Annotated in this window: 1 pseudogene; it reads left to right on the top strand. The window is 37.6% G+C overall.

The window, feature by feature from the left end:
* A pseudogene (locus AC1DJR_RS33400) lies at positions 1-455 on the top strand (M4 family metallopeptidase); the annotation flags it as partial.

Raw genomic sequence — 455 nt, 5'->3', positions numbered from 1 at the left:
AGCTTTAACAGCTGTGGCACCATACGGAATAGGTCATGCAGAGGAAACAGATCAACTTCAAGTTCAAATTCAGGAGGACTCATTCCGTTCAGGTGAACTTACACAACCGTCACAAAAAACACCAGAGAATGTAGTAAAAGATGCTCTTAAGGAGAAAGCTGAACAAGCTCTTTCTCCAAATCAAGTCAATGGAGAAACAGGAGTAGATTATAAAGTTCTTCAAAAACGTGGTTCGTATGATGGAACAACACTTGTGCGTATGCAGCAAACATACGAAGGAAAAGAAATATATGGCCATCAATTAACTGCACACGTAGATAATAAGGGTGTTATTAAAAGTGTTTCAGGCGATAGCGCGCAAAATTTAAAACAAGAAGAATTGAAAAAGCCTATTAATCTATCAAAAGATGGAGCGAAACAATATATTTATACGAAGTACGGGAACGATATCAAGT

The organism is Bacillus sp. 05T31, from assembly GCF_056396725.1.
This window is presented reverse-complemented; position numbering and strand designations above follow the sequence as displayed.